Source organism: Pantoea sp. BJFS-204, from assembly GCF_049310725.1.
Lineage (GTDB): Bacteria > Pseudomonadota > Gammaproteobacteria > Enterobacterales > Enterobacteriaceae > Pantoea > Pantoea agglomerans.
On record NZ_JBMOWE010000003.1, the window covers coordinates 139,183 to 158,802 of the forward strand.

General features: G+C 56.5%; 17 protein-coding genes and 1 other RNA gene. 7 read left to right on the plus strand and 11 right to left on the minus strand.

Translation table 11 applies throughout. From position 1 onward, the window contains the following. Positions 1-183: 183 nt before the first annotated feature. A complete protein-coding gene (gene ygfZ / locus ACO6VX_RS11780; RefSeq protein ID WP_187507165.1) occupies positions 184-1,170 on the plus strand; it encodes a tRNA-modifying protein YgfZ in 987 nt (328 codons plus the stop codon). 58 nt (positions 1,171-1,228) lie between these two features. Here ygfZ and trhA read toward each other — a convergent pair whose 3' ends face one another. Next, positions 1,229-1,894, minus strand: a complete 666-nt coding sequence (gene trhA, locus ACO6VX_RS11785) for a PAQR family membrane homeostasis protein TrhA (RefSeq protein WP_033785639.1) — start codon at positions 1,892-1,894, stop codon at positions 1,229-1,231. Positions 1,895-2,063: 169 nt separating this feature from the next. On the opposite strand from trhA, the gene ACO6VX_RS11790 reads away from it, so the two are divergent. Beyond that, a complete protein-coding gene (locus ACO6VX_RS11790) occupies positions 2,064-2,783 on the plus strand; it encodes a MurR/RpiR family transcriptional regulator (protein ID WP_010248792.1) in 720 nt (239 codons plus the stop codon). 115 nt (positions 2,784-2,898) lie between these two features. Then, positions 2,899-4,338 carry a 6-phospho-beta-glucosidase gene (locus ACO6VX_RS11795; protein ID WP_422458137.1) on the plus strand — a complete coding sequence of 480 codons (1,440 nt, stop codon included), beginning with the start codon at positions 2,899-2,901 and terminating at the stop codon, positions 4,336-4,338. Positions 4,339-4,368: 30 nt separating this feature from the next. Here ACO6VX_RS11795 and ACO6VX_RS11800 read toward each other — a convergent pair whose 3' ends face one another. From ACO6VX_RS11800 to ACO6VX_RS11835, 8 genes are all read right to left on the minus strand, one after another. Beyond that, positions 4,369-5,112, minus strand: a complete 744-nt coding sequence (locus ACO6VX_RS11800) for an SDR family oxidoreductase (protein ID WP_187496079.1) — start codon at positions 5,110-5,112, stop codon at positions 4,369-4,371. A 66-nt stretch (positions 5,113-5,178) separates the two neighbouring features. Next, positions 5,179-8,052: an aminomethyl-transferring glycine dehydrogenase gene (gene gcvP, locus ACO6VX_RS11805; protein ID WP_022623832.1), complete on the minus strand. Its 2,874-nt coding sequence runs from the start codon at positions 8,050-8,052 to the stop codon at positions 5,179-5,181. Between the two features lie 80 nt (positions 8,053-8,132). Continuing rightward, complete coding sequence (gene gcvH / locus ACO6VX_RS11810; RefSeq protein ID WP_010248802.1) at positions 8,133-8,519, minus strand: glycine cleavage system protein GcvH; 387 nt, start codon at positions 8,517-8,519, stop codon at positions 8,133-8,135. Positions 8,520-8,542: 23 nt separating this feature from the next. Beyond that, complete coding sequence (gcvT, locus tag ACO6VX_RS11815) at positions 8,543-9,640, minus strand: glycine cleavage system aminomethyltransferase GcvT (protein ID WP_422458138.1); 1,098 nt, start codon at positions 9,638-9,640, stop codon at positions 8,543-8,545. Between the two features lie 432 nt (positions 9,641-10,072). Continuing rightward, positions 10,073-11,275, minus strand: a complete 1,203-nt coding sequence (gene ubiI, locus ACO6VX_RS11820; RefSeq protein WP_010671056.1) for an FAD-dependent 2-octaprenylphenol hydroxylase — start codon at positions 11,273-11,275, stop codon at positions 10,073-10,075. Between the two features lie 13 nt (positions 11,276-11,288). After that, on the minus strand, positions 11,289-12,467 hold the full coding sequence (ubiH, locus tag ACO6VX_RS11825) for a 2-octaprenyl-6-methoxyphenyl hydroxylase (RefSeq protein ID WP_124890312.1): 1,179 nt from the start codon (positions 12,465-12,467) through the stop codon (positions 11,289-11,291). Then, positions 12,464-13,786, minus strand: coding sequence for a Xaa-Pro aminopeptidase (pepP, locus tag ACO6VX_RS11830; RefSeq protein ID WP_080694246.1), 1,323 nt, complete (start codon positions 13,784-13,786; stop codon positions 12,464-12,466). The genes ubiH and pepP overlap by 4 nt, the downstream gene beginning before the upstream one ends. Before the next feature lie 46 nt (positions 13,787-13,832). Continuing rightward, entirely contained in the window at positions 13,833-14,411 is a 579-nt protein-coding gene (locus ACO6VX_RS11835) for a YecA family protein (protein ID WP_022623836.1), read from the minus strand. Between the two features lie 170 nt (positions 14,412-14,581). Here ACO6VX_RS11835 and zapA point away from each other — a divergent pair, with 170 nt between their 5' ends. The 3 genes from zapA to ACO6VX_RS11850 all read left to right on the plus strand — a co-directional run bounded on the left by zapA (position 14,582) and on the right by ACO6VX_RS11850 (position 15,819). Beyond that, positions 14,582-14,911 carry a cell division protein ZapA gene (gene zapA, locus ACO6VX_RS11840; RefSeq protein ID WP_008925677.1) on the plus strand — a complete coding sequence of 110 codons (330 nt, stop codon included), beginning with the start codon at positions 14,582-14,584 and terminating at the stop codon, positions 14,909-14,911. Positions 14,912-14,950: 39 nt separating this feature from the next. Next, positions 14,951-15,133, plus strand: a non-coding RNA gene (gene ssrS / locus ACO6VX_RS11845) — 6S RNA. A gap of 92 nt (positions 15,134-15,225) precedes the next feature. After that, positions 15,226-15,819 carry a 5-formyltetrahydrofolate cyclo-ligase gene (locus tag ACO6VX_RS11850; protein WP_010671060.1) on the plus strand — a complete coding sequence of 198 codons (594 nt, stop codon included), beginning with the start codon at positions 15,226-15,228 and terminating at the stop codon, positions 15,817-15,819. 344 nt (positions 15,820-16,163) lie between these two features. On the opposite strand, the gene serA is transcribed toward ACO6VX_RS11850, so the two are convergent. Together serA and rpiA are read right to left on the minus strand one after the other, a co-directional pair. Continuing rightward, positions 16,164-17,402, minus strand: coding sequence for a phosphoglycerate dehydrogenase (gene serA / locus ACO6VX_RS11855; protein ID WP_010248817.1), 1,239 nt, complete (start codon positions 17,400-17,402; stop codon positions 16,164-16,166). Between the two features lie 279 nt (positions 17,403-17,681). Next, positions 17,682-18,341, minus strand: coding sequence for a ribose-5-phosphate isomerase RpiA (gene rpiA, locus ACO6VX_RS11860; protein WP_010248819.1), 660 nt, complete (start codon positions 18,339-18,341; stop codon positions 17,682-17,684). Positions 18,342-18,523: 182 nt separating this feature from the next. On the opposite strand from rpiA, the gene ACO6VX_RS11865 reads away from it, so the two are divergent. Beyond that, entirely contained in the window at positions 18,524-19,429 is a 906-nt protein-coding gene (locus ACO6VX_RS11865; protein WP_010248822.1) for a LysR family transcriptional regulator ArgP, read from the plus strand. The last annotated feature ends 191 nt before the right edge of the window (positions 19,430-19,620 follow it).

Sequence of the window (19,620 nt, forward strand, 5' to 3'; positions counted from 1 at the left end):
GGTTTAATGCGGCTCGCAGGCGCAGCGTCGCATGCTGTGCAACCTGCCACATTTCAGGCTGGATCTTTTCAGGGTTATCACGCCTTTTGTGCGCCGTTTTCCGTAAACAGGTTGCATTGCCAGTCGGCTCTTTTAACATTGAAGATATTATTCCGGATGAACCTTCTTATACAGGATATCTCCATGCCCACATTTACTTTACCGCCGCGCCAGCCTGCCGCGTCGTCTCGTCTGCCGTTAACCCTGATGTCACTGGATAGCTGGGCGCTGGTTTCTATTACTGGTGCCGACAGCACCTCTTACCTGCAGGGGCAGTTAACGCTGGATGTCGCCGCGCTGGATGCCGACCACCATTCGCTCGCCGCACACTGCGATGCTAAAGGCAAAATGTGGAGCAATATGCGCCTGTTCCATCGCGGTGAAGGCTATGCTTATCTGATCCGTCGTGAGCTGCGCGACACCCAGCTGCCCGAGTTAAAGAAATACGCCGTGTTTTCGAAAGTGTCGATGGTGGCTGATGATGAGTCAGTATTGCTGGGCGTGGCCGGTTTCCAGGCGCGCGCCGCGCTGGAAAATCTGTTTGATAGCCTGCCCGACAGCGAAAAACCGGTGGTGCAGCAGGGAGAAACCACGCTGCTGTGGTTTGCCCATCCGGCCGAACGTTTTCTGATTGTCACTTCGCTGGCCCAGGCAGAAGCGCTGAAGCAGAAGCTCAATGACGATGCACAGTTTAATGACAGTCAGCAGTGGCTGGCGCTGGATATTGAAGCGGGCATTCCGGTGATTGATCCCGCCACCAGCGTGCAGTTTATTCCGCAGGCCACCAACCTGCAGGCGCTGGATGCTATCAGTTTTAAAAAAGGGTGTTATGCCGGTCAGGAGATGGTGGCACGGGCGAAATATCGCGGCGCCAATAAACGCGCGCTCTACTGGCTGGCGGGTCAGGCAAGTCATCTGCCCGAAGCCAATGCCCCGCTGGAGTTGCAGATGGGTGAACGCTGGCGTCGAACCGGCAGCGTGCTGGCTGCGGTGCAGTTAGATGACGGGATTAGCTGGATTCAGGTCGTGATGAATAACGATCTGGAGGCGGACAGCGTGCTGCGGGTGGAAGGCGATGAAGGCGGACATCTGACCATTCAGCCACTGCCCTACTCGCTGGATGAAAGCTGATTGAGCGTATGGCCCTTCCGCTAAGGGAAGGGCCAGTGCCACAATTCAGAGGCTCAATTCAGCGCACATAAAAGTAGATAGCGCAGAAGTGACAGAGACTGCCGCCCAGCACGAACAGATGCCAGATGGCGTGATTAAACGGAATGCGGCGCGCCACATAGAAAATCACCCCCAGCGAATAGATAATCCCGCCTGCGGCAAGCAGCCAGATGCAGCCCGGCGGCAGGATCATCGCCAGCTGATAAACCACAATCAGCGACAGCCACCCCATACAGAGATAGGTCACCAGCGACAGCGCTTTAAAGCGATGCGCAATCGTGAGCTTGAACAGGATACCGGCCAGCGCCAGCCCCCAGATCACCGCCATTAATCCATACGCCAGCGGCGTCCTCAGCGCGACCAGCAGAAACGGCGTATAGGTGCCGGCAATCAGCAGATAGATGGCGCAGTGATCAAACTTTTTTAGCCAGGGTCTGGCCGGGCCAGCCGGAATAGCGTGATAGAGCGTCGAGGCCAGAAACAGCAGGATCATGCTGCCACCATAGAGGCTGTAACTGATAAAAGTGAGGGTGTCGGCCTGCCTCTCCGTTGCCTGATTGAGCATCAGCACCAGTCCGACGATACCGAACAGGCAGCCAAGACCGTGACTGATACTGTTGGCAATTTCCTCGGCGAACGAATAGCCCGCAGCGTGTTGATGTTTGTGAGAGAGTGTGGGGGTCATAACAGGTTCCTGATCAGCTCCATAGCAGTGATATCGTTATCCAGCGTAGCCAACAATTTTTTCAGTGTACACTTGTACGCTAAAATTATCCTAGTGAAATTCACTATCCCTTAAACCGGGTGATGAATCTGGTAAACTGGCCGCCAGTCAACTGTTCAATGAGTCATTCATGTTTTCGCATAGCGATCTCGCCCGCCTTAACGATCTGGAAATGCAGGTCTATCAGTTCATCATTAAGCACCGCGAAGGCGTCAGCTACATGACGATCCGCGAGCTGGCTGAGCAGGCTGGCGTCTCCACCACCACCGTGCTGCGTTTCTGTCGCAAGATGGGCTGTGAAGGCTGGTCGGAATTCCGCATCCGCCTGCGCTTAAACGAACAGCAAAGTGCGCCAATGCTCAACACGGCGGGCGTCAGTGAAATGCTGAGCTTTTTTAAGAGCATCAATAATCCGGAGTTTGAACAGCTCATCGCTGAGGCCGCGCAGAAGATTAATCAGGCTGAGCGGGTCTTCTTTATTGGCGTCGGCACCTCCGGCAGTCTGGCAAAATATGGCGCACGCTTTTTCTCTAACCTCGGTAAATTCAGCCACGCGATTGACGATCCCTATTATCCGGTCAGTCCCGATCTCTATGAAAACGCCATTGCCATTATTTTATCGGTCTCCGGCGAAACGGAAGAGATCCTGCGCATTGCCAGCCAGTTCAGCCTGAATAAGTGCAAAATCATTGCGATAACCAACACGGAGAGCTGCTCGCTGGCGAAGATCGGTGATTTCAACCTCTGCTACCATGTGCCCATCATCCGTATGGCGGACAATTCCGACATTACGACTCAGGTGCCAGTGACCTATATTATTGAAGCAATCGGCCGCCAGCTGGGGAAATAAAACAGCCTGTTTTTTGGATGTAACAAACGCAATTATTGCCGCGCTGTTATATCGTGACTTTCATTATTGCCTTGCTACACTCAGCTCAATTTCAATATCCGTAATGGGGTGAAGCATGAGTGCAGAATTGCAGTTACCAAAAGGCTTTCTTTGGGGCGGAGCGGTGGCAGCGCATCAGGTTGAAGGCGGCTGGGATCAGGGCGGCAAAGGCGTCAGCATTGCTGACGTGATGACTGGCGGTTCACACGGCGTTGACCGGGTGATCACCGACGGCGTGCAGCCGGGTCATTTCTACCCGAACCACAAGGGTGTGGAGTTTTACTCCCACTACAAACAGGATGTCGCGCTGTTTGCCGAGATGGGCTTCAAATGTTTCCGAACCTCGATTGCCTGGACCCGTATCTTCCCTAACGGTGACGAGCAACAGCCCAACGAAGCGGGCCTGCAATTCTATGACGACCTGTTTGATGAACTGCTGAAGTATGGCATTGAACCGGTCATCACCCTTTCGCACTTCGAAATGCCTTATCACCTGGTCAAAGAGTATGGCGGCTGGCACAACCGCAAAGTGGTCGACTTCTTTGTGCGCTTCAGCGAAGTGGTGCTGAACCGTTATAAAAGCAAAGTGAAATACTGGATGACCTTCAATGAGATCAACAACCAGCGTAACTGGCAGTATCCGCTGTTTGGTTACTGCTGTTCAGGCGTGATCTTTACCGAACATGAGAAACCTGAACAGGCGATGTATCAGGTGATGCACCACCAGTTTGTTGCCAGTGCAAAAGTGGTGAAACTCGGCCACGACATCAATCCTGATTTTCAGATTGGCTGCATGATCGCCATGGTGCCGGTCTATCCCTTCTCCTGCCACCCGGACGATGTGGTGCTGGCGCAGGAATCGATGCATCAGCGCTATGTGTTCAGTGACGTGCAGATGCGCGGCTACTATCCGGCCTACACCCTGAAAGAGTGGGCGCGCAAGGGTTACGACATTCAGATGGAAGCGGATGATGCCGAGACGCTGCGCCAGGGCTGTGCAGACTATGTCGGTTTCAGTTACTACATGAGCAACGCAGTGAAGACCGATGCCAGCGGCGTTGACGATCCGATCACCGGCTTTGAAGGTGTGGTGAAAAACCCGCATGTGAAAGCGTCAGACTGGGGCTGGCAGATCGATCCGGTTGGTCTGCGCTACGCCATGAACGAGTTGTATGAGCGTTACCAGAAGCCGCTGTTTATTGTTGAAAACGGCTTTGGTGCTATCGATAAGCCAAACGCCAATGGCGTAATTGAAGATGATTACCGCATCGACTATCTGCGTGCGCATATCGAAGAGATGAAGAAAGCTGTGGCGTACGATGGTGTTGAATTAATAGGCTATACGCCGTGGGGCTGCCTCGATTGCGTCTCGTTTACCACCGGCCAGTACGACAAACGTTACGGTTTTATTCATGTGAACAAAAACGATGATGGCAGCGGCGATTTTTCTCGTGGGAAGAAAAAGAGTTTCAGCTGGTATCAGCAGGTTATCGCCAGTAACGGCGAAAACCTGTAAGTCATCACGCCGCATCAGCGGCGAAGTGAGTTAACGCCCACCGGCAGCGTCAATGATGCTGCCGGTGACGTAAGAGGCCGCGTCGCTGGCCAGCCAGACGATCGCTTCCGCCACCTCTTCTGCTTCACCGCCGCGTCCCATCGGGATCACGCTGGCAAGCCTGTCTACTCTGCCTGGCTCTCCGCCATCGGCATGCATCTCTGTATAGATAAATCCCGGACGTACGCCGTTGACCCGAATCCCCTGCTGCGCCACTTCCAGCGACAATCCTCTGGTCAGCGTGTCCATCGCCCCTTTTGAAGCGGCGTAATCGACATATTCGCCAGGCGCACCGGTACGCGACGCTGCTGATGAGACGTTGACAATGGCTCCGCCCTGGCCGCCGTGATGCGTGCCCATCCGCTTAACCGCCTCACGACAGCAGAGAAAAGACCCAATCACGTTGGTGGCAAAGACCTTATGCAGGCGTGCCGCATCCAGCTGCTCGGTGCGACACTGCTGAAACAGAATCCCGGCGTTGTTCACCAGCAACGCCAGCGGTTCGGACTGCTGGTCGAGCTGCGCAAACATCGCCATCACCTGGGCTTCATCACTGATATCTGCCTGAACAGCAAAGGCTTCACCGCCCTGCTGCCGGATCTGCGCCACCACCTGTTGAGCTTCCGCTTCGCGCTGACGGTAGTTCACCGCAACCCGATAACCCCGGACGGCCAGTAACAGCGCCGTGGCCCGCCCGATACCGCGGCTGCCCCCCGTAACCAGTGCCAGTTTCATGCTGATTCTCCAGTACAAAGGGCCGACGAATCGACCCTTTGTGGTTAACGTTTGCCTGCGGGGAAATTACTGATAGTCGCTCATCGGCACGCAGGAGCAGAAGAGATTACGGTCGCCAAACACATCATCCAGACGTTTTACCGTCGGCCAGTATTTGTTGTGGCTGCCCGCCGGGAAGACTGCAAGTTCGCGGCTATAAGGATGTGACCACTCACTGACGATTTCCAGCTGAGTATGCGGCGCATTAACCAGTGGATTGTCATCCAGCGGCCATTCACCTGACGTCACCCGATCAATCTCCATGCGGATCGCCAGCATCGCGTCGATAAAGCGATCCAGTTCGATTTTGCTTTCCGATTCGGTCGGCTCCACCATCAGGGTGCCCGCCACCGGGAAGGACATCGTTGGTGCGTGGAATCCATAATCGATCAGGCGCTTAGCAATATCCAGCTCACTGATGCCGGTCTGCTCTTTCAGCGGACGGATGTCGAGAATACATTCGTGCGCCACCCGACCGTCACGGCCAGTGTAGAGCACCGGATAGGCCGACTGCAGGCGGCGGGCAATGTAGTTGGCATTCAGAATCGCAACCGAGCTGGCCTGTTTCAGCCCTTCCGCGCCCATCATGCGAATGTACATCCAGCTGATTGGCAGAATGGATGCACTGCCAAACGGCGCTGCGGATACGGCGCCCTGCTGCGTCAGCACACCGTCAATCTGCACCACGCTGTGTCCTGGCACAAACGGGGCCAGGTGCGCTTTGACGCCAATCGGTCCCATACCCGGACCGCCGCCGCCGTGCGGAATGCAGAAGGTTTTATGCAGATTCAGGTGCGAGACATCCGCGCCGATATAGCCAGGCGTGGTGATGCCGACCTGCGCATTCATGTTCGCGCCATCCAGATAAACCTGACCGCCATACTGATGCACGATCTGGCACACTTCGCGGATGGTCTCTTCATAAACGCCATGAGTTGACGGGTAAGTCACCATGATGCAGGAGAGTTTGTCGCCCGCCTGAGCCGCTTTTTCACGCAGGTCGCCAAGGTCGATGTTGCCCTGTTTATCGCAGGCCACCACCACCACGTCCATGCCCGCCATCTGGGCTGAGGCCGGGTTAGTCCCGTGCGCCGAGCTTGGGATCAGGCAGAGATGACGATCGCCCTCGCCACGGCTTTCGTGATAACGACGGATCGCCAGCAGTCCGGCATATTCCCCCTGCGCGCCGGAGTTTGGCTGCATACAGAGCGCATCATAGCCGGTGAGCTGCACCAGCCACTGCGAAAGCTGGCCGATCATCTGCAGATAGCCGGTAGCCTGTTCAGCCGGGCAGAATGGATGCAGCTCCGCAAATTCCGGCCAGGTGATCGGGATCATCTCTGCCGCGGCATTGAGCTTCATGGTGCAGGAGCCCAGCGGGATCATCGCCTGATTCAGCGCCAGATCCTTTTTCTCCAGGCTGTGCATGTAGCGCATCATCTCGGTTTCGCTGTGATGACGGTTGAACACCGGATGGGTCAGGATCTCGCTGTGGCGTTGCAGGCCAGCAGGAATCGCGTGGCTCTCGCTGGCCACTTCGCTGTCGAGCTTTTCCAGGTCCTGACCGTGTTCATCACCCAGCAGAATGGCAAACAGCGCCAGAATATCTTCGCGGCAGGTGGTTTCATCCAGCGTGATGCCCACGGCGTTATGGATGTCGCTACGCAGGTTAACGCCAAAGCTCAGGGCGCGATTCAGCACAGCGGCTTTATCCGCCACTTCCACCGTCAGCGTATCGAACCAGTGCTGATGGCGCAGCTTCAGGCCGCCCTGTTGCAGTCCCGCCGCCAGAATGTTGGTGAAGCGATGAATGCGTGAGGCAATGCGTTTCAGGCCCGCCGGGCCGTGGAACACCGCATAGAGACCGGCGATGTTTGCCAGCAGCACCTGCGACGTACAGATGTTGGAGTTGGCCTTTTCACGGCGGATATGTTGTTCGCGGGTCTGCATCGCCATACGCAGCGCCGTGTTGCCCGCCGCATCACGTGAAACACCAATGATACGGCCTGGCATAGAGCGTTTATGCTCGTCGCGGCTGGCGAAGAAGGCCGCGTGAGGGCCGCCGTAGCCCATTGGCACGCCGAAGCGCTGAGCTGAACCAAAGACAATGTCCGCACCCTGTTTGCCTGGCGCTTCCAGTAACACCAGCGACATAAAGTCCGCCGCCACGCTGACCACCACTTTGCGGGCTTTCAGTCCGGCAATCAGCGCGCTGTAATCGTGCGCTTCGCCGGTGGTGCCCACCTGTTGCAGCAGCACACCAAACAGGTCGTCATGATCGGGTGCTTTGTCCGCGCTATCAATAATCAGTTCGAAACCGAACGTCTCCGCACGGGTGCGGACCACATCCAGCGTCTGCGGATGGATATCATCGGCAATGAAGAATTTATTGGCATTTTTGAGCTTACTGACGCGTTTTGCCATCGCCATCGCTTCAGCGGCAGCGGTCGCTTCGTCCAGCAGTGAGGCGGACGCGATATCCATGCCGGTAAGATCCAGCGTCAGCTGCTGGAAGTTCAGCAGCGCTTCCAGACGGCCCTGGGAGACCTCGGGCTGATACGGAGTATAGGCGGTGTACCAGCCCGGATTCTCCAGCATATTACGCAGGATGACCGGCGGGGTGATCACCGCGCTGTATCCCATACCGATCCAGGATTTGTAACGCAGATTCTGGCTGGCAATCGCTTTCAGTTCGGCCAGAGCCTGCTGTTCAGTGGCGGCTTCGCCAACCGCTGGCGGGCCTGGCAGCTGAATGTCTGCCGGCACAATCGTGCTGATTAACGCTTCCAGCGAACGGGCACCAATAGCGTCAAGCATCTGCGCCTGCTGCTCAGGTGAAGGACCGATATGGCGCTCAATGAATGCACCGTTGTGTTCAAGCTGGCTGAGAGTCTGAGTCATTAGCAGTAAATCCTGAATCGGGCTGGGGGAACCGGAGAGCAAACATAAATCTGCGGCCTCTGTGTGAGGCCGCCTGACGACTACTCGTCGATGGAGGCTTTGTAAGCATCCGCATCCAGCAGCGTGTCGATTTCAGACGCGTCGCTGGCTTTGATTTTGAATAACCAGCCGCCTTCATAAGGCTCGCTGTTGACCTGCTCCGGTGAGTCAGTCAGTGCTTCGTTGACCGCCACAATCTCACCGCTGATCGGCGCATAGATATCTGAAGCCGCTTTAACGGATTCCGCGACCGCGCACTCTTCACCGGCGGCAAACGTCGCGCCCACTTCCGGCAGATCGACAAACACCATGTCGCCCAGTAACTCCTGCGCGTGTTCAGTGATACCCACGGTGTAGCTGCCATCTTCTTCTTTGCGCACCCACTCGTGGCTGTCGCGGTACTTCAACGTATTCGGCACATTGCTCATTGGCCATTTCTCCTGAATAAAATTTACTGAGCGACCGGTTTACCGGCGCGGACAAAAACGGGACGGGTAACCTGGACCGGCATCTGGCGGTTACGGATCTCAACGATGGCGGTGCTGCCGACTGAGGCCGGTACGCGCGCCAGGGCGATGCTGCAACCCAGCGTCGGAGAGAAAGAGCCACTGGTGATGGTCCCCTCCTGCGGCTGCCCCTGGTCATCGGTGAAACGCACCGGCAAGCCGTTACGCAGCACCCCTTTTTCTGTGAGGATGAGTCCTACCAGCTTTTCGGTACCGCGTTCACGCTGCAGTTCCAGCGCTTCCCGGCCGATGAAATCGCGGTCAGCAGGTTCCCAGCAGACCGTCCAGCCCATGTTGGCAGCCAGCGGTGAAACGCCTTCATCCATCTCCTGACCATACAGATTCATACCCGCTTCCAGACGCAGCGTGTCACGTGCGCCCAGTCCGGCAGGTTTAACGCCAGCAGCCAGCAGACGCTGCCAGAAATCGGCCGCCTCCTCTGCAGGCATAGCAATCTCATATCCCGCTTCGCCGGTATAGCCGGTGGTGGCGATAAACAGGTCTCCTGACTGCACGCCGAAAAATGGCTTCATGCCGGCAACGGCCTGACGTTGCTCCTCGCTGAACAGCGTCTGAGCCTTCTGCTGCGCCTGCGGACCCTGCACGGCAATCAGCGCCAGGTCGTCGCGTTCCGTCAGAGTAATGCCATAGCCCTGCGCGTGTTGCGTGATCCAGGCGAGATCGTTTTCACGGGTGGCAGAGTTCACCACCAGGCGGAAGAACTCTTCGCTCATAAAGTAAACAATTAAATCGTCAATGACGCCACCCGAGGCATTCAGCATCCCGGTGTAGAGCGCTTTGCCTGGCTGGGTCAGTTTTGCCACATCATTTGCCAGCAGGTAGCGCAGGAATTCACGGGTACGCGGGCCTGTCAGGTCGACGATGGTCATGTGAGAGACATCAAACATACCGGCGTCGGTGCGCACCACATGATGTTCATCCATCTGGGAGCCATAGTGCAGTGGCATCATCCAGCCATGAAAATCCACCATGCGGGCACCGCAGGCCTGATGCTGTTCAAACAGAGGTGTTTGCTGAGTCATAACCATCCTGTGCAGAAGCGAGTGAGTGCAAAAGTGCGCCGGAATTCAGTGCCGACGCAAACGTTCTCTTAGGGCTGACGTTACCACCGAATCTGACGATTAACCATAAGCAAACCGGGGTCGAAAGCAGAGGCACAGCCTAACCAGGAACGGCTGCCAACAGGATATAAAACTGCAATTTTGTGATTAATCGCGCAATAAATGCAGGGAATTTAAATATACGCAGCAAATTTATGCGGGATGGCATTCAGGATGTTAAAAAAATCCCGCGCCCAGCGGACAGAAGAATGAGAAAAAGTAATGCGAATTCGCCCGCAAAATTAGAATAAATCAAACGAAGACCTGTGCTGGTGCAGCGTTGCCTTTTTGTGGTGCAGAGCGGTGTCAGGCGTAAAAAAAGCCAGCAGAAGCTGGCTTATCAGAAGGGCGGATTTAGCGTAGCCAGGCGGGCAGATCATTTAGCCCCATCGCCTGCTTCAGCATCATGGGTTTAACACCCGGCAGGCGGTCAGCCAGTTTCAGACCCACGTCGCGCAGCAATTTTTTCGCCGGATTATTGCCTGCGAACATTTCACGGAAGCCCTGCATTCCCGCCAGCATCATTGCGGCGCTGTGCTTACGGCTGCGCTCATAGCGTCGCAGATAGAGGTGCTGGCCAATATCTTTGCCCTGCTGATGCAGACGGCGAATCTCACCGATCAGCTCGGCGGCATCCATAAACCCAAGGTTAACGCCCTGACCCGCCAGCGGATGAATGGTGTGAGCCGCATCGCCCACCAGCGCCAGACGGTGTGCCGCGAAGTTGCGGGCATAGCGCGCCACCAGCGGAAACGATTTGCGCTCGCTTTCCAGCTGGCACAGGCCGAGCCGCATATCAAACGCCACCGAGAGCTGCTGATTGAACAGCGCTTCCGGCATGGTTTCCAGACGGCTCGCTTCCTGCGGCGAGAGCGACCAGACGATGGAACTGAGATGCGGATCCTGCATCGGCAGGAAAGCCAGAATGCCGTCGCCGTGGAACACCTGGCGCGCTACTGCGTCGTGCGGCTTCTCAGTGCGGACGTTTGCCACTAACGCATGGTGATCGTAATCCCAGAAGGTCAGCGGGATATCGGCTTTGTTGCGTAGCCAGGAGTTAGCGCCGTCAGCGGCAATCATTAATCGCGCACTTAACATGCTGCCATCCTGCAGAGTAACAAAGGCTTCGTTGTCACCAAACGCGACCTGCTGTAACTGCGAAGGTGCCATTATCGTCACGTCGCTGCAGGCGCTGGCACGTTGCCAGAGCGCATTGTGGATCACCGGGTTTTCGATGATATGTCCCAGATGCGACAGGCCCTGCTGCTCATCATCAAAGGCGATGGAGCCGAAACTGTCCTTATCCCACACTTCCATACCGTGATAAGCGCTGGCGCGCAGCGAGAGAATGGTCGACCAGACATCCAGCTTCTGCAGCAGCCGTTCGCTGGCGGCATTGATTGCCGACACGCGAACTGACGGTGACGCACTCAGCGCCAGCGGTGGCTCCGGTGATTTTTCCAGTACGGCGATGCGCAGTCCGCTGCCCTGCAAGCCGCAGGCCACCGCCAGTCCCACCATACCGCCACCGGCAATCACCACATCAAAAGTTTGCATCTGAGCCTCTTTATTAACGCTTAACCCAGCCAAGCGTGCGCTCAGCCAGTTGATTTCTTAACCACGGCAGATGATCCATCGCCAGCAGGCCCAGGTTACGTCCTGCCACCAGCGGGCCATAGCGATTCGCAAAGACGCGAACCAGTCCGTCGGTGATACCGATGGTGGCAGCGCGGTCGGGCTGACGACGCTGCTGGTAATGATGCAGCACCGCATAGCTGCCGGGGTCCTGCTGTTGTCGATGGGCGGCTGCCAGCGTTTCAGCCAGCGACATCACATCGCGCAGGCCCAGGTTGAAGCCCTGCCCGGCAATCGGATGCAGCGTCTGCGCCGCATTGCCCACCACCGCCACGCGATGCGTCACCGGCGACATCGCCCGGTGCAGCGCCAGCGGGTAATACTCACGCTGACCGGTATGGGTGAATTTACCCAGCCGCCAGCCAAAGGCACGCTGCAGCTGGCTGAGGAATTCAGCCTCGCTCCACTGCTCAATGCGTTCACGCTGTGAAACCGGATGACACCAGACCAGCGACAGGCGATTGCCGGACATCGGCAACAGCGCCAGCGGGCCATGTTCGGTAAAACGTTCAAATGCCCGGCCCTGATGGGGCAGCGCGGTGGAAACATTGGCAATCACGGCAAGCTGTTCATAGTCGTCTCTTTGCCACTGAATGCCGCACGAAGCCGCCAGCGCAGAGCGCGTGCCATCCGCCGCCACCAGCAGTTTGCCGCTGAGTTGTTCGCCACTGTCCAGCGTCACCTCAACCTGCTGCTCACGGCGGTTAGCCTGGGTAACACGAGCCGGACAGCGCAGCGTTACGCCGGGTGCTTTTTTCAGCTCAGCAAACAGACGCTGACCGACGTCAAACAGCTCGACAACCTGTCCCAGCGCCGGAATAGCGTAGTCAGCCGCCGCCAGCGACACAAAACCGGCGTGACCGCGATCGGAGACATGAATGTCGGTAATCGGCGTGGCACAACGGGCGATGTGCTGCCACAGATTGATGTCCGCAAGCTGCTGGCAGGTACCGGCAGAAAGCGCAATAGCGCGGCCGTCGAAACCGGGATGCGCCCGGCTGCCGGGCTCGCTGCTCTCTATCAGCGTTACCGGCAGTGTGCCCTGGGTCAGATGGGAGATCGCCAGCGCCAGCGTCGCCCCGGTCATGCCGCCACCGGCAATCAGAATCGTCATGCCTGTTTTGCCGCCGCCATCAGTGCTTCAATCTCATCCGCCTCTTTCACGACGCTGTCGGTGAGATTTTCAATGCCATCTTCAGTGATCACAATGTCATCTTCGATTCGGATACCAATGCCGCGATACTGCGCGGGCACGTCGGCATCCGGTGCGATATAAAGACCCGGCTCGACGGTTAACACCATGCCAGGCTCCAGTACGCGGTCGCGGCTCGGGGTGCCGTAGTGGCCGACATCATGCACATCCAGCCCCAGCCAGTGGCCCAGGCCATGCATATAGAACTGACGATGGACTTCCTCGGCGATCAATGTATCGACGTCGCCCTCCAGGATGCCCAGCTCCACCAGCCCGGTGACCATGATGCGCACCACTTCATCATTCACTTCACGAATGCTGATGCCTGGCCGGAACAGTTCAAGCGAGCGGTTGAGGCAAGCCAGCACGATGTCATAAATCGCGCGCTGCGCCGGGCTGAATTTGCCGTTAACCGGGAAGGTGCGGGTGATATCGCCTGCATAGCCGTGGAACTCACAGCCTGCATCGATCAGCACCAGATCGCCGTCGCGCATTTCGCTTTCGTTTTCGGTGTAGTGCAGAATGCAGCCGTTAACTCCGGCACCCACAATGGTGTTATAGGAGGGAAAACGCGCGCCGTGACGGTTAAATTCGTGCTGAATTTCCCCTTCGAGCTGATACTCGAACAGGCCTGGCCGACAGGCTTGCATGGCGCGGGTATGCGCCAGTGCACTGATTTTCCCGGCGCGACGTAACAGTTCAATCTCATCCGCATCTTTAAACAGGCGCATCTCATGCACCCAGGGACGCCAGTCAGTGAGGGTATCGGGCGCACTGAGATGCTGGCGGAAGCCGCGACGCAGCTTATCCAGCGCGCTGAACACCAGTGTGTCCGCGTGGGCATATTCGCCCTGCGCATGGTAAACCACATCCAGGCCATTCAGCAGCAGGTGCAGCTGGTCACCAATATCATTCCAGGGTAAAGCGCGATCGACGCCCAGTTTGTCGGGTGCAGCCTCCTGACCCAGGCGACGGCCAGACCAGGTTTCCGCCGCAGGATCGCGCACGCGGTTAAACAACACGCTGTGGTTATGATTCTCATCGCTTTTGATCAGCACCAGCAACGCCTGCGGCTCGTTAAAACCGGTGAAATACCAGAAGTCGCTGCTCTGGCGGAACGGATATTCGGTGTCATTACTTCGCATCACTTCTGGCGCAGCAAAGATTAACGCTGCGCTGCCAGGCACCATCTTCGCCAGCAGCGCCTGACGACGCTGCAGGAATCGTTCCAGTGAAATCATCTCTGCACTCCCTGTAAACTGACCGGTTAAACTCGTTGACCTGAAATTAGTGTAGCGTCGGTTTTTGCACTTCTGGCGCGGTTGGCTGCGGGCGGGTGAACGTATCGTGGCACAGCAGCGCGGCGACACGTACATACTCAATCACCTCCTCCAGCGACTGCTCCAGCTCCTCCTGGTCTTCATCTTCTTCGTAACCGAGCTGTGCGATGGTGCGCAGATCATCGATTGCTTCGCCGGTTTCGCCGGTGACTTTATCCAGTTTAGGCTGTGTTACGCCCAGGCCGAGCAGAAAATGGTTAACCCAGCCCGCCAGCGCGTCGGCACGGTCAAATACAGTGATGTCGTCGTCAGCAGGCAGCAGCAGCTGAAACAGGAAGCCTTCATCTTCCAGCGTAGTCGCCGTATGCTCGTGTAGTTCCGCCAGCGGCACGGCAAGAGTGTGTGAAAACGCCATGCCTTCGTTAGCCAGATCGTGTACCAGCGTCTTCCAGCTGGTGTCCTGGTTACCACCGCAGAGGATCCCGCTCAGCAGGCCATGCATTTCCGCGGGCGTCATTCCAACGCCCTGCTGTGAGAGCACCGCCGCGAGCGCGTTGTAATCGGGGGTTGCGTTCTGTAAGGACATAAGTTTTCATCGTCGTTGGCAGAATAAGTTCGTGTTATGCTACCACTAGCTGCCTCAAGGTTTCCAGAAAAGGGGTTGTATCTTATTTCGTGGGTCTATATAGTTGCCCGCCTCCCAAGCCATTGACTGCTAAGGGAGTTGCGAGCGAAGTAATCAGTCAGGAAGGTGGCATGTCTGCACAACCGGTAGATTTACAAATTTTTGGTCGTTCGTTGAGAGTAAATTGTCCGCCAGAGCAGCAAGATGCGCTCAATAGCGCGGCTGAAGATCTCAATCAACGGTTGCAAGATCTAAAAGTTCGCACTAGAGTCACCAATACAGAACAACTGGTGTTCATCGCCGCGTTAAACGTCTGCCACGAGCTGGCGCAAGAGAAAGTGAAAACGCGCGATTATGCTGCTAATATGGAACAGCGTATCCGTATGTTGCAGCAGACGATTGAACAGGCATTAGTTGAGCAGGGTCGCATCTCTGAGCGTGAGGGTGCGAAGTTCGAATAAAACTTCATGGTTGCTATACTTAAGTAACGGTGAGGTAAATTTTCTCTGAGATGTTTGCATGTGGGCCAGTCCCCTGAGCCGATATTTCGAAAAAACAGAATGTGACGCTCGTAACCTGTGTGCATGCTCGGTTCGTCCGAGAAGCCTGATGGTTATGACGGCATGTTCACCTTGAACCAAGGGTTCAAGGGTTACAGCCTACGGCGGCATCTCGGAGATCTCTCTTCCTGTAGTCCTGCTTTTTTCCCCTGACTGACATGTTATAGTCGCTCAACAGCGACTTATCCGGCGGGGAAATCATGTCTGAACCTTCCATGTCTGAACCTTCAATGACCCAGCGTCAGGCGATTCGCCAGCATGTGCGACATCTGCGACGGGCACTTACCGATGAGCAGCAAACGCAGGCCGCTGAGCAGCTCGCTGAACATGCGCTCAACTACGCCCCGGTGACTGAAGCGCGCAATATCGCCCTGTTTCTGTCGGTGGATGGCGAACTGAATACCCGTCCGCTGATTGCCCGCCTCTGGCATCTGAAGAAAACGGTCTGTCTGCCGGTTTTACACCCCTTCTCCCCCGGTAATTTGTTGTTTCTGCGCTATTCGCCCGATACCCCATTGCTCAAAAATAAGCTGCGCATTCCTGAACCGCCGCTGGATATCCGGCAGGTGATCACCCTTGATCAACTGGATCTGATGATGGTGCCGCTGGTGGCGTTTGATCAGCATGGACAGCGTCTGGGGATGGGCGGCGGCTTTTATGATCGCACCCTGCAGAACTGGCGGCAGCACGGTTTTTTGCCGGTGGGCCTGGCACACGATTGTCAGCAGGTCGATAGCCTGCCGGTGGCAGAATGGGATGTGCCGTTGCCGGCGGTAATGACGCCATCAAAACTCTGGCAGTGGGAGTAGAAGAGTCGCTTTTGCAGACAAGTGAAAACCCATACCTGGGCGCATCTGGCAGCAATAAAATAGCTTAACGCGCAGGGAACATGGTCAGAAGAGGAAAGCGTCCCGCCGCCCGGATAAAAACGCCGGGAGCGTTTTTAAACAACGCAACGCGTTGGCCCGGTTACGGGCGCACCTCAGGGATGAGGTGCGTAATCGCGCGGGCCGGGCATGCCATGGATGGCGGCTTTTGCATCTTTCCGATCTGACCGTGTTCTCTTCGCAGTCTCGGTCTTACAGCAAATCGGGAGAGCCTGTATTAACTACCTGAAGAGACGCGACTAAGCGCCTGTTCAGGTTGATAGCGCTTAGTAAAGCAGACGGGCGCGGATGGTACCCGGAATCGCCTTCATCAGTTGCAGCGCGTTCTCAGCCACTTCCGGCTCTGCATCAATGTCGATCACCACATAGCCCATAAACGGCGAGGTTTGCAGATACTGGGCGGCGATGTTGATGCCCTGCTCGGCAAAAATCTGGTTGATAGCCGTCAGCACGCCAGGGCGGTTCTCATGGATATGCAGCAGACGACTGGCGCTGATACCGTGAATCGGCAGTGACACTTCGGGGAAGTTAACAGCCGAGAGAGTCGAGCCGTTATCGGAGTATTTCGCCAGCTTGCCCGCCACTTCAATGCCGATGTTCTCCTGCGCTTCTTCCGTCGAGCCGCCAATGTGCGGCGTCAGGATCACGTTGTCGAACTCACTCAGTGGAGAGATAAACGGCTCGCTGTTGGTAGCTGGCTCGCTCGGGAAGACGTCGATGGCTGCGCCACCCACATGCTTGCTGGCCAGCGCATCGCACAGCGCCGGGATATCCACCACCGTGCCGCGTGAGGCGTTAATCAGCAGCGCGCCAGGCTTCATCTGCGCCAGCTGCTCTGCACCAATCATATCCTGTGTAGAGACGGTTTCCGGCACGTGCAGGCTGACCACATCGCTCATGTTGAGGAGATCGGCCAGATGGCGTACCTGCGTGGCATTACCCAGCGGCAGCTTGTTTTCAATGTCGTAGAAGAAAACATGCATACCCAGGCTTTCTGCCAGCACGCCCAGCTGCATTCCGATGTGGCCGTAACCGATAATACCCAGTTTTTTGCCACGCGCTTCAAATGAGCCTTTGGCAATCTTATTCCAGATGCCACGGTGTGCTTTCGCATTCGCTTCCGGGATGCCACGCAGCATCAGCAGCATCTCACCAATCACCAGCTCCGCAACCGAGCGGGTATTTGAGAACGGCGCATTGAACACGGGAATACCCCGGCTGGCAGCCGCCTGCAGATCAACCTGGTTGGTGCCGATACAGAAACAGCCAACGGCGACCAGCTTTTCAGCCGCCGCAAAAATCTCTTCAGTGAGCTGGGAGCGGGAACGGATACCAATAAAGTGTGCATCACGGATCGATGCTTTTAACGCGTCGGAGTCCAGTGCGCCCTTATGGAATTCGATGTTGGTATAGCCTGCAGCCCGCAGGTTCTCCAGCGCGCTCTGATGGACACCTTCCACCAGCAGGAACTTAATCTTATCTTTTTCCAGTGATACCTTTGCCATTTCCCGATCCTATTCAGCATTCAATGAGGACTACCATAAGCCAGCCTTCTGTCAAAATATCAAAAAAATCGCGTCGGGCAATACAAACGATTGCCCGGCCGCCAGCACGGCAGCGGCTGACGGCAGCACATTGCCGGACAAAATAAGGAGGTCGGACTGGAAGAGAGAACGAACCCGCTGCCGATGACGGTTATGTGACATAAGTCACCAAATTTCACCGCAGCGAGAAAAGATGATTTGCAGGCAGAAATAACCGACGCCGCATCGACGCCGGACAGATCATTTTTTGATGGTTTTCACGCCATCAGGCCCGCCAATCAGTGCAATATCGGCACCACGCGCGGCAAAAAGGCCCACGGTAACGACGCCAGGCAAGGCGTTGATGGTTTTTTCCAGCTCAATGGGATCGAGAATGCGCAGATTATGCACATCGAGAATAATGTTGCCGTTATCGGTGACCACGTTCTGACGATACTCAGGCAAGCCGCCCATTTTCACCAGCTGACGCGCCACATAACTGCGCGCCATCGGGATCACCTCGACCGGCAGCGGGAAACGGCCCAGCACATCGACCTCTTTTGAAGCGTCAGCGATACAGATAAAGGTTTCAGCCACGGCGGCCACGATCTTTTCGCGCGTCAGCGCCGCGCCGCCGCCTTTGATCATCTGCATCTGTGGGTTGATCTCATCCGCGCCATCTACGTACACCGACAGCAGGTCAATCTCGTTCAGGTCGAACACCTGAATACCCAGGCTCTTCAGCTTCTGGGTTGAGGCATCCGAGCTGGAGACGGCACCTTCAATCTGATGCCTGACCGTGGCAAGCGCATCGATAAAGTGGGCAGCGGTGGATCCGGTGCCCACACCAACAACGGTGCCCGGCTGCACGTACTCAAGTGCAGCCCAGCCAACGGCTTTTTTCAGTTCATCCTGGGTCATGGTATGTTTAAAACCTGTGCGACAACGAAGTGCGCGTAGTATAAAACAAGGCTTGCTGAAAATGCTCGGCTGACCGACGCGGATTTATCGCTTTGGAAGCCAGCCCACAAAAAACAAGAGAGCCATCACAGGTGATACTTTTGTGGCATAGTGACATCCATCCTGAAGGAGAGAGAAGAATAATGAAACGCCCGGATTATCGAACGCTTCAGGCGCTGGATTCAGTGATCCGCGAACGCGGATTTGAGCGTGCCGCTCAAAAATTATGTATCACCCAGTCAGCGGTTTCACAGCGTATCAAGCAGCTGGAGAATCTGTTTGGTCAGCCGCTGCTGGTGCGCACGGTGCCACCACGTCCGACCGAACAGGGTCAGAAACTGCTGGCGTTGCTGCACCAGGTGGAACTGCTGGAAGAGGAGTGGCTGGGCGATGAGAACAGTGGCACCACGCCACTGCTGCTGTCGCTGGCGGTCAATGCCGACAGTCTGGCGACCTGGCTGCTGCCTGCACTGAAGGATGTGCTGGCAGATTCACCCGTACGCCTGAATCTGCAGGTCGAAGATGAAACCCGCACCCAGGAGCGTCTGCGTCGTGGTGAAGTGGTGGGTGCGGTGAGTATTCAGCCACAGCCGCTGCCCAGTTGCCTGGTGGATCAGCTCGGTGCGCTCGACTACCTGTTTGTGGCGTCGCGTGACTTTGCCGATCGCTTCTTCCCCAACGGCGTCACCCGCTCTGCCCTGCTGAAAGCGCCTGCGGTGGCGTTTGACCATCTTGATGATATGCATCAGGCCTTCCTGCAACAGAACTTTGATCTCTCACCGGGCAGTGTGCCCTGCCACATCGTGAACTCCTCTGAAGCCTTTGTGCAGATGGCGCGACAGGGTTCGACCTGCTGTATGATCCCGCATCTGCAGATTGAGCGTGAGCTGGCGAGCGGTGAGTTAATAGATCTGACGCCAGGCTTGTGTCAGCGCCGGATGCTCTACTGGCATCGTTTTGCGCCGGAAAGCCGGTTAATGCGTCGGGTGACCGATGCGCTGATTGCGCATGGACATCGGGTGCTGCGTCAGGATGACGTCGCAGCCTGAAAACAAAAACGGGGCGAAAGCCCCGTTTTTACTGCTGACAAATTATGCCCCGAACGGCTGTAAGGATGGATCGGCTCAGGGAACAAGGTCAGATCGGAAAGGCGCTTAAGCCAATCCCTGGCCGCTCGGCCCGCGCCGTCCATGGCGCGGGACGCTTTCCTCCTCTGACCATGTTCCCTTCGCTTTGAATT

Bases quoted from the DNA above. Each gene is read 5' to 3' on its own strand.
- ygfZ (WP_187507165.1), top strand. From the start codon at position 184: ATGCCCACATTTACTTTACCGCCGCGCCAGCCTGCCGCGTCGTCTCGT.
- trhA (WP_033785639.1), bottom strand. From the start codon at position 1,894: ATGACCCCCACACTCTCTCACAAACATCAACACGCTGCGGGCTATTCG.
- ACO6VX_RS11790 (WP_010248792.1), top strand. From the start codon at position 2,064: ATGTTTTCGCATAGCGATCTCGCCCGCCTTAACGATCTGGAAATGCAG.
- ACO6VX_RS11795 (WP_422458137.1), top strand. From the start codon at position 2,899: ATGAGTGCAGAATTGCAGTTACCAAAAGGCTTTCTTTGGGGCGGAGCG.
- ACO6VX_RS11800 (WP_187496079.1), bottom strand. From the start codon at position 5,112: ATGAAACTGGCACTGGTTACGGGGGGCAGCCGCGGTATCGGGCGGGCC.
- gcvP (WP_022623832.1), bottom strand. From the start codon at position 8,052: ATGACTCAGACTCTCAGCCAGCTTGAACACAACGGTGCATTCATTGAG.
- gcvH (WP_010248802.1), bottom strand. From the start codon at position 8,519: ATGAGCAATGTGCCGAATACGTTGAAGTACCGCGACAGCCACGAGTGG.
- gcvT (WP_422458138.1), bottom strand. From the start codon at position 9,640: ATGACTCAGCAAACACCTCTGTTTGAACAGCATCAGGCCTGCGGTGCC.
- ubiI (WP_010671056.1), bottom strand. From the start codon at position 11,275: ATGCAAACTTTTGATGTGGTGATTGCCGGTGGCGGTATGGTGGGACTG.
- ubiH (WP_124890312.1), bottom strand. From the start codon at position 12,467: ATGACGATTCTGATTGCCGGTGGCGGCATGACCGGGGCGACGCTGGCG.
- pepP (WP_080694246.1), bottom strand. From the start codon at position 13,786: ATGATTTCACTGGAACGATTCCTGCAGCGTCGTCAGGCGCTGCTGGCG.
- ACO6VX_RS11835 (WP_022623836.1), bottom strand. From the start codon at position 14,411: ATGTCCTTACAGAACGCAACCCCCGATTACAACGCGCTCGCGGCGGTG.
- zapA (WP_008925677.1), top strand. From the start codon at position 14,582: ATGTCTGCACAACCGGTAGATTTACAAATTTTTGGTCGTTCGTTGAGA.
- ACO6VX_RS11850 (WP_010671060.1), top strand. From the start codon at position 15,226: ATGTCTGAACCTTCAATGACCCAGCGTCAGGCGATTCGCCAGCATGTG.
- serA (WP_010248817.1), bottom strand. From the start codon at position 17,402: ATGGCAAAGGTATCACTGGAAAAAGATAAGATTAAGTTCCTGCTGGTG.
- rpiA (WP_010248819.1), bottom strand. From the start codon at position 18,341: ATGACCCAGGATGAACTGAAAAAAGCCGTTGGCTGGGCTGCACTTGAG.
- ACO6VX_RS11865 (WP_010248822.1), top strand. From the start codon at position 18,524: ATGAAACGCCCGGATTATCGAACGCTTCAGGCGCTGGATTCAGTGATC.